Origin of the sequence: Bartonella sp. HY406, from assembly GCF_025449315.1 — a bacterium.
Classification (GTDB): domain Bacteria; phylum Pseudomonadota; class Alphaproteobacteria; order Rhizobiales; family Rhizobiaceae; genus HY038.
This window is the reverse complement of record NZ_CP104899.1, coordinates 1-8,806: the sequence shown is the minus strand read 5'-3', so window position 1 is coordinate 8,806 and position 8,806 is coordinate 1. Positions and strand designations below refer to the sequence as shown.

The following is an 8,806-nucleotide window of genomic DNA, read 5'->3' as shown; positions in this document are numbered from 1 at the left end:
TCGAAAATAAGAGGCGTGGAAGTGTTTTATTTGTTTTTTGTATTTCCTTTATGGTTTTAAACGTTTTTGCGCTTCAAGGGCTTTAAAATTGAAATTAAGCGGTAATTTATTTTAATTGTTATTCAAAAAAACGCAGAAATTGTTTTTGCGCTATGACACGGACGAAAAAGGCTCTGGAGCAGTTGACATTTTCATGTCGCCAATGCGTGAACAGCGCTACAAAAATGGAATATCAAAGCTTGTTATATCGTGCAGGAAAGCCAAAGACGCAATGATCATTATTCAGGCCATCAACTGGTATTTTAGCTATTGTTTAAGCTATCGGGATATTGAAGAGCTGTTATTGAAACGCGGCATCAAGGTCGATCATAGTATAATCAACCGTTGAATATTAAAATATGCACCATTAATGGAAAAAAGATTGCAAAATTTTAGAAAACCTCATTGTGGTTCTGTTTACATTGGTTTTATGGAGGTAGCCAATGAGTGAAGATCAAATGGCGCGCATATCACCTTATTTTCCCCTGTCACATGTAACAGATCTGTCTGATACGCAAGAACTCATTACCGATAAAGGTTATGATGCAGATTGTTTCAGGCAAACGTGGTTTGATTGAAATATCAAGTCTTGCATTCCTCTTTGAAGTCGAGGAATGAATTTGTAAAATTTAATGACTTTAAATGATGTGTGCATATTATATAATTTATGTTTTCCTAATAACTAAATGAATTAGTATTTACACATTATGAATAGTGATCATACATTCTTTTGATACCAGTTTGTAAGTCAATAGATGTTTTCCAATGCAGTTTTTTTTCAGCTTTTTGGGCAGATAAAACATTTATTTTAACATCAAAAAAACGCGCTTCATTATAGTTCACAATAAAATCTTTATGAACAACATCACGTAATATTTCGATGATATTATTAATTGAAGTTTCTTGGCCAGATGAAATATTAAATATGACTTCATCACCTTTATACTCCAAAGCTTTAACAAAAGCGTTGGCCACATCTTCAACATGTAAAAAATCTCTTTTGGCGAGGCCGTCGCCCCATATTTCTATAGGCTGATCAATGCATATATTATTGATAAAAGATCTAATAACCCCTTGACTACCTTGTGATTTTTGCCCCTCACCATAAGGGTTTGATATGCGCATGATTGTTGGTTTAAAACCATATAAATTTGCATATGAAAGAAGATATTTTTCCATAGCTAGTTTGACGATACCATAGGAAACAAAAGGATTTGTTGGATGCTCTTCATCAATAGGATTGTATTTTGGCAAGCCATAAACAGTTCCACCAGAAGAGGCAAAAATAAACCGTTTAATAGGATAGTCCTTACACAATTTGAGAAGTTTGATAAAAGATATAAGATTTGTTTCAATATCATATAGCGGATCATCAAAAGATGATTTAGGTGTTGTTGTAGTAATGAGATAAACAATAGTATCGACATCTTGAAAAACATTATGGTGATTTTCAAGATGAGCTATATCAGCCGTTATATATTGGATGTTTTCAGATGGCTTTATATCAGATTTACTAAAGCTACGGCTAATGACCTTGACAAAATAATTGTTTTCTATCAAGTTTTTTACAACCCTTTTCCCTATAAAACCAGTTCCACCAAATATAGCGATATTCATCATATAATTCCATCATTATGGGGCAGGGCATAGTGCTCTCTGTGTTGTGCAAATGCTCACACCAATCGTTCTAAAGCATGAAGTATTGTGTCGTCAGTTTCGATAGGTTCTAATGGATAATTTTTCCAACCAAAACCCAAATTAACAAATTCTTTTAAATAATTTGATCTTATCCAAAATATTGTATCAACTTGAAACTCAATATCATTTTTTAAAACCTTTAATTTAAAAGGCTTTTTATACTTAATTAGCAATATTTTTGTTTTTTGTCCATCCAACAATATATGGATATGAAGGAAAGATGATATCCAACTTAGGGGCGTCAATATATCCACAAACACAGGGAAAGATTGAAAGATGGCATCAGACATTGAAATATCGTATTTTACTTAAAAATTACTTATTTCTGCAAGACCTAGAAATACAAATTAAAGCTTCTGTCGATTATTATAACAATCACAGATATCATGAAAGTCTCAATAATATGACACTTGTTGATGTTTATTTTGGCAGAGTAAATGAAATCATCGAACAAAGGAGAATAATTAAAAACAAAACTCTATAAAAACGATGCTTGATTTATCAAAAAAGCGACATAACTGAACAAAAAAATGAGACAAAATCATCTCTTATTTTTAAACTAAAATAGTCTCAAAGCATTTGAATACAACAATTTTACTGGGGTGTTCTCGGGGGTGAGAGATTCTGTTTAAAGAGGAACTCATGAATTGAGGTTTACGCCATCTCAAAAAAAACATATTCTACAAACGGTCTCAGTAAGAATTAAGGTAATTTAGTGTGAATAAAATATATGTAAGCTATTTTTCTAATACCCGCATTTTGTCAAATGATGTATTGACTCCAATTCAGTGCGGAAGGTCTCTCTCTAAGAAAAAATTAAATATGATTGGGGATGATACCGGAGATAATATTTCAAATTTAAATAAATCATATTGTGAAATGACTGCCCTGTATTGGGCTTGGAAAAACGATGCAAAATTCGATTATATCGGATTTATGCATTATCGTAGATTTTTGGATTTACACCATGAAATTAATAGATCAAATAAAACGATACATGGAATTATAGTAGATAAGTTTGACACAAACTTTACAAATAATTTTGGCCTTAATTCTAATTTTATAAATAAATTTATGAAAGGCAAAGATGGCGTTCTTCCAGATCCTTTCAAAGTAGATTCTACTGTAGAAGAACATTATAAAAATGCAAATTATCATCATATTAAAGATTTTAGAATAGCAGAGAGAGTTGTTTCAGATTTGTATCCTGACGACATTGCTTATTTTAAGGAAATGGCATTAGGAAATATTATTTATCCATGTAATATTTTTATTTTTAAGCGATCTATTTTTATAGAGTACTGCGATTGGGTTTTTCCAATATTAGAAGAGTTAAGAAAAGAAATTGATCTTGATGAATATAATGATCAGGAAAAACGTGTAATAGGATATTTGTCTGAACGATTATTTACCACTTTTATTTTAAAAAAACGAGCTACCTCTCCAAATGTAAAATTTTCTGAAGTACCTATGGTCATACTTACCGACACAACCCCTGAGCCTTCTGGTCCAGAAAAACCGGTAACAGACATGAATGTAACATCTGTAGTAGCAGCGTCTGATCAGGCTTACCTGCCTCATATAGCTGCCCTTATTCATTCAGTTTTTGATAATTCTGATAAAGATGCATTTATAGATTTTATCGTTCTGGATGGAGGAATTAGAAATGAAGACAGAAGAGCTTTAGAGCATATTCCACAGATTTATAATAAACACGGACGTATTACGTTTATAGATATGTCTAATCAGTTTCTAGGAGTAGAAACACATTCTTATTTCGCTAAACCTACATTCTACCGTTTATTGCTTCCTGACATTCTGCCTAACTATGATCGTGTTTTATTTCTTGATACTGACATGATCGTTATTTCAGATATCACTAAATTATATAACATTGATATGAAGGGAAAATCTGTAGCGGCTGTCCCAGATCTAATCATGCGAACATTTACTGCCCTAGGTGTTAAATCCATTGCTGAATCCGGTGGGATACCTGCAAAGATTTATCTTTCACAATACCTAAATATGGGCGAAAAATATAATGAATATTTCCAGGCAGGAACTATCCTATTTAATTTGAAGAAAATGAGAGAGAAAAGATATTCTACTAAAATGGTTGAAGATCTTTCTGATAGAAAATATTGGTTCCTTGATCAGGATGTTCTTAACAAGAATTTGTTAGGAGATGTTTTGTTAATTAGTAATGAATGGAACTCAGTATTTTTAAATGAGGATACAGAAAGATTTTTAATAAAAGAAGATATTAAGATATATAAAGATTCTATATCAAATCCATCTATATTGCACTTTGCAGGATTAAGTAAACCATGGTTGAATGAAGAACATCCATTAAGTTCTTATTACTGGTTCTACCTGCGTAAAACACATTGGTATGAAGCTGTATTTATCAGGTATCTCGATAAATTAAATTCTACCGTGCCACACTATAAATCTACGATCTCTCCTGGCCCAGTCAGTCGGACTAAAAATACAAAGACAAGTTTCTACAGAAGGTTGTGGAGAGCCCTTCCTAGGGGTATGAGGAGGAATATTATTATTTTTATAATAAAAAAATATAGAAAAATAAATCCAGAAGTAATGTCTAAATATAATATCAAGAGCGAGTTTTGATAAAATGAGGAAAGATATTCTTATTGTAGGAGCAGGGCTAACTGGGTCTGTAATTGCGCATGAGCTTGCTTCAAATGGCTATCATGTGAGTGTTTTTGAAAAACGAAATCACGTTGCAGGGAATTGTTACACAGAAGTTGATCCTGAAACAGGCATTCTTGTTCACGTTCATGGCCCTCATATTTTCCATACGGATGACAAGGAAGTATGGGACTTTGTGACAAGTTTTGCTGAATTTGAGAGCTATATTTGCCAAGTTAAAGCAACAACAGGAGGAAGAGTGTATAGCCTTCCGATTAACCTTCTTACCATAAATCAATTTTATAATAAGACCTTTTCCCCTAATGAAGCAAAAATTTTTTTGGAACAAATAGGGGAAAAAATTGAAAATGTTATAAGTTTTGAAGATCAAGCTGTAAAATTTTTGGGTAAAAAATTTTATGAATATTTTTTTAAAGGATATGCGGCAAAGCAATGGGGGATAGATCCATCTTTATTGCCTGCATCTATTCTAAAGCGTTTGCCAGTTAGATTTAATTATAACGATAATTACTATAATCATTACTATCAAGGTATCCCCCGTGATGGATATACCCATATGGTAGATAATCTTCTGAAGCATAAGAATATTCATCTATATCTTAACCGCGAGTTTCGCCAAGAAGATAAAAAAGATTATGACCATATATTTTATACAGGCCCTCTAGATGCATGGTTTTACCATAAAGAAGGAAGACTAGGTTATAGAACACTTCGCTTCGATAAAAGCATACATAATGGCGATTACCAGGGCTGTGCGGTTATGAGTTACCCGGAAGAAAAATTTCCATTTACAAGGATAACAGAACACAAATACTTTACACCGCATAATGTATATGAAAAAACGATTATTTTTCACGAATACAGTTCTTATTGTGGTGAAAATGATATTCCCTATTATCCAATACGTTTAGCTGCAGAAAATACGATGCTTTCAAAATATATTGAGTTAGCAGGTTTTGAAAAAAATGTTACATTTTTAGGGAGATTGGGGACGTATAGATATCTTGATATGGATGTTTCTGTTGGAGAAGCTTTACGTGCTTCACGTAAATTTATGAATCTGGATAAAGAAAATTCTGAAATTCCAGTTTTTTTCAATGATCCAACTTAATTATCAATGGGGCTGTACTAGATTGGTTAATTTGGTACAGTCTCAAAATGTATTTAACACATTGTAAGTTATCAAGAAAAATGGCCTTATCGCAAATATTATTCGTAATCTGCGTTAACGTAAAAAATAAGAAAACTTGAGACTATGCTTTGCTGTTTTAGGGAGACAGGGATGCTAGAAAGATTAAAGAATATATTATTTCATCGTGCAAGGAATGATTTTAAAGGTTGCCACTTTGATGCAATGAATCATTATTCAGGCTATCAATTGGTATCTGCGTTATTGTTTAAGCTATAGAGATATTGAAGAGCTATTATTGGAGCGCGGCATCAAGGTTGATCATAGCACAATCAACCGTTGGATATTGAAATATGCGCCATTAATGGAAAAACGCTTACGAAATTTCAGAAAACCCCATTGCGGCTCAGTTCGCATTGATGAGACCTACATCAAGGTTAAAGGCCAATGGAAATATCTCTATCGCGCAATTGATAAACATGGTGTTTCCATTGATTTCTTACTGACAGCATCGAGAGATAAAGGTGCTGCCATTCGCTTTTTCCGAAAAGCTTTTAAAGATGATAGGCTCTTTGAACCTTCAAAGATTGGAACAGATAAAGCAAAAGCTTTTTCTTGTGCGTTGCAGTCATTAACTGAAGATAATTTGCTTTCTAAAAGGCACACCCATTACGCTACCAATGGTACTACAACAAGGCATTGAAAGCGATCATTCTCGGCTTAAAAGGCCAATGTCACGGAATGATGGCTTTCAATCATCAAGGACGGCCAAGCGAACGATAAGCGGCTATGAAGCGATGTTTTGGCTTGAAAAAGGATTTGGGTCAAAAGGTGCATAGACTACACTAGAGCAAAACCAATTGCTACACGATATATTGGGAATTAGACAAGTTAACAATACCTAAAAACTAGGTGTTCAAGGCATAAATGCGTTTAATTTAAACTTTGCGACAAGGCCAATGATCTTTATATGGTGTTTATAAATAACAAACGTTTTTGAGACAATTTAATTTTGATAATTAAATAGCAGAAAGTCTGCTATTTATTTTTCTCAAAAAATAATCTTAAAATTATTTAAAGGGTGAAGGACGATTTGCTAATTTTGATAATTTAAAGAATATTGGTGTAATCGCTCGCGCCATGAATAATACGTATTATCAAGATAGTATCTTCTTTAATGCGGTAAAATATGAGGTAATTACCAAAAATACAGCGACGAATATTTAAATGTTCATATCGCGATACGAGGGGAAAACCTAGTGGTATTGAGGCTATATTCTCACATTTGGCGCGTATTTCTTGAACAAATGAATATGAACGTTTTGGATTATCACTCGCTATGTAATCGGCAATTTTTCCAAGGTCATTTTGGGCTTCTTGGGTAAATTCTATAAGCATGCCGTCAATTATTCTTTTCAAGCATTAATTGGTATTTCTGTTCTAAAGCATCAAATACAGAGTTTGCAGATTTGGTATTGCCTGCTTCAGCATCTTCAATGCCTTTATTAATTGCTTGATCAAGCATTACTAAGCGCATTTCTCTTTCCTGTACTAATCTAATGCCCTCGCGTAAAACTTCACTTTTAGAGCCATATCGGCCGTTATCAACGAGCTTTTGAACATAATTTTCAAGTTGTTTTCCTAAATCAGCACTGATCATTCATCTTCTCCGCTTTTATGGAATAGCATCTCATAAAAATGGTGTCTTATCAACTATTATCAATTAATAGTGCTATTTTATTTTTGCCAAAACCAGCGTCGTTTTTTAGTTAGTAAATGTTGAGCCTGCTCTTGCCATGCGTCGGCTTGAGTTTTCCAATTGTCACGATCTGTTATTGTGATTTCGTTTAGCTTTTTCTCATTTAATAATTCAATTTCTAAGATAGAAATACGATGTTGTAATTCTTGAATTAAATAACTTTTGTCATGGGTGTCATCATGACTGTCTATAGGCTTGTCAATTGATAGTCGTGCGACAGGTATACCGACAGATATGCGACCATCATTTCTCTTTTTTTTAGGCCACTTATTTCGAGCAGCCTGCCTTCTTACCGATGCTTGTGCAATTCCTAGACGCGATGCTGCATCGTCATATGTCATAAATTCAAAATCACCTGTCATATTGACAATCCTTCTGACTATCATTGTGACAGTCACAATGACATTAAAGCACAATAAATATAATAAATTTATTTAAATTTCTTCAAACTCGATTTGGCTCTTATCGTTTTTTAATTTTTTGGGCGGTGATTTCAATCGATATTCCCTCATAAATGCAACTCTATCGCCTTTAAAAAATAAAGCTGGATTGACCCAAAATTGATTTGGAGCTCTATGAGCTAAGAAGCCTTTTTCAACGAGTTCTTTTAGTCCTCTTTGAAATGTTCTTTCGGATATGCCTATACTTTTTCCATTTAAGCCATCACCGAACCAATATAGAGTTAAACTATCGGCATAGCCTCCCGTCATTTTTTCCCGTTGGTATTCACCTAAAACAGATTGAAAAACTTTTGCTCCGGCCGCTTTTAATTCAAAGGCTGCTTTAACACCATCAGCGAAAACTTTAACAAAATGTTCTTCATCTTTTTCTTCAATGACGTGTATCATAGACATTGCTACAAGTTCACCTGTGCTTGAATCTACCAATTCTTGCATAGATGCCTTGGTCTTAACTGTTTTATGTCGTGTTCTTATTTCAGTGCCATGTTCCATAAATGGATTTTCTTGAAAAGAATAATTGGGTGATCGCATGTTTACTTTTGTTAAATTGAAGGTGTCATTCATTGCGTCAATATCCTCGGTTATTTTGACGTACCATACGCCATCGAATAACGTTTGTCACGACAAAAAAATAATAAAAATTGTCGCGAAAAGCGACTAATCTGTCGCGAGCCGCGACTAATCTGTCGCGAGCGGTTTATAAAAAACAATAGCTTACATACCTTCTCTTTCTCACTCTATTTAGCATACGCGAGGCGAAGCGCAAAAAATCGAAACCGCGCCCTTTCAATTAGCGCTGTAGGTTTCGATTTTTTTAAACAAGTCGGAGCGTTAAAAAATAATTAGAATTTTGCATAATCAGATTTATCCATCAGGTGAGGAACGAACCTGTGGTTAAATTCGCGTAGCGACCCAAAGGGCTGATTGTGTAAAAACTAATTGCTTAATTGAATTTTCTTTTTTGGTTCTTTTTTCTTTTACCGTTCAAATTATTGCAAAGTGATTTTTGCTCTTGAGTGATGAAGCGGCAAAGGACAAGCGATCAAA

Annotated in this window: 9 protein-coding genes and 3 pseudogenes; 6 read left to right on the top strand and 6 right to left on the bottom strand. The window is 33.7% G+C overall.

Annotated elements, in window-relative coordinates; genetic code table 11:
- Positions 1-265: 265 nt before the first annotated feature.
- A pseudogene (locus N6B01_RS15155) lies at positions 266-463 on the top strand (IS6 family transposase); the annotation flags it as partial.
- 19 nt (positions 464-482) lie between these two features.
- Positions 483-617 (top strand): hypothetical protein, encoded by a 135-nt coding sequence (locus N6B01_RS15150; RefSeq protein ID WP_262081022.1) that lies wholly within the window; start codon positions 483-485, stop codon positions 615-617.
- 127 nt (positions 618-744) lie between these two features.
- Here N6B01_RS15150 and N6B01_RS15145 read toward each other — a convergent pair whose 3' ends face one another.
- Positions 745-1,659 carry an NAD-dependent epimerase/dehydratase family protein gene (locus N6B01_RS15145; protein WP_262081020.1) on the bottom strand — a complete coding sequence of 305 codons (915 nt, stop codon included), beginning with the start codon at positions 1,657-1,659 and terminating at the stop codon, positions 745-747.
- A gap of 53 nt (positions 1,660-1,712) precedes the next feature.
- Complete coding sequence (locus N6B01_RS15140) at positions 1,713-2,027, bottom strand: rhamnan synthesis F family protein (protein ID WP_262081019.1); 315 nt, start codon at positions 2,025-2,027, stop codon at positions 1,713-1,715.
- On the opposite strand from N6B01_RS15140, the pseudogene N6B01_RS15135 reads away from it, so the two are divergent.
- The 4 genes and pseudogenes from N6B01_RS15135 to N6B01_RS15120 form a co-directional block, all read left to right on the top strand.
- Positions 1,973-2,221: pseudogene (locus N6B01_RS15135) on the top strand (integrase core domain-containing protein); the annotation flags it as partial. The gene N6B01_RS15140 and the pseudogene N6B01_RS15135 sit on opposite strands and share 55 nt — an antisense overlap.
- A 233-nt stretch (positions 2,222-2,454) precedes the next feature.
- Positions 2,455-4,368 (top strand): DUF4422 domain-containing protein, encoded by a 1,914-nt coding sequence (locus tag N6B01_RS15130; protein WP_262081018.1) that lies wholly within the window; start codon positions 2,455-2,457, stop codon positions 4,366-4,368.
- A 4-nt stretch (positions 4,369-4,372) separates the two neighbouring features.
- A complete protein-coding gene (locus tag N6B01_RS15125; protein ID WP_262081030.1) occupies positions 4,373-5,521 on the top strand; it encodes a UDP-galactopyranose/dTDP-fucopyranose mutase family protein in 1,149 nt (382 codons plus the stop codon).
- A gap of 171 nt (positions 5,522-5,692) precedes the next feature.
- A pseudogene (locus tag N6B01_RS15120) lies at positions 5,693-6,444 on the top strand (IS6 family transposase).
- 205 nt (positions 6,445-6,649) lie between these two features.
- Here the strand turns inward: N6B01_RS15120 and N6B01_RS15115 are convergent.
- The 4 genes from N6B01_RS15115 to N6B01_RS15100 all read right to left on the bottom strand — a co-directional run bounded on the left by N6B01_RS15115 (position 6,650) and on the right by N6B01_RS15100 (position 8,323).
- A complete protein-coding gene (locus N6B01_RS15115) occupies positions 6,650-6,937 on the bottom strand; it encodes a type II toxin-antitoxin system RelE/ParE family toxin (RefSeq protein ID WP_262081029.1) in 288 nt (95 codons plus the stop codon).
- 4 nt (positions 6,938-6,941) lie between these two features.
- Positions 6,942-7,199 carry a type II toxin-antitoxin system ParD family antitoxin gene (locus N6B01_RS15110; protein WP_262081027.1) on the bottom strand — a complete coding sequence of 86 codons (258 nt, stop codon included), beginning with the start codon at positions 7,197-7,199 and terminating at the stop codon, positions 6,942-6,944.
- Positions 7,200-7,276: 77 nt separating this feature from the next.
- Entirely contained in the window at positions 7,277-7,660 is a 384-nt protein-coding gene (locus N6B01_RS15105) for a hypothetical protein (RefSeq protein WP_262081025.1), read from the bottom strand.
- Positions 7,661-7,732: 72 nt separating this feature from the next.
- On the bottom strand, positions 7,733-8,323 hold the full coding sequence (locus N6B01_RS15100) for a helix-turn-helix domain-containing protein (RefSeq protein WP_262081024.1): 591 nt from the start codon (positions 8,321-8,323) through the stop codon (positions 7,733-7,735).
- Positions 8,324-8,806 lie beyond the last annotated feature (483 nt).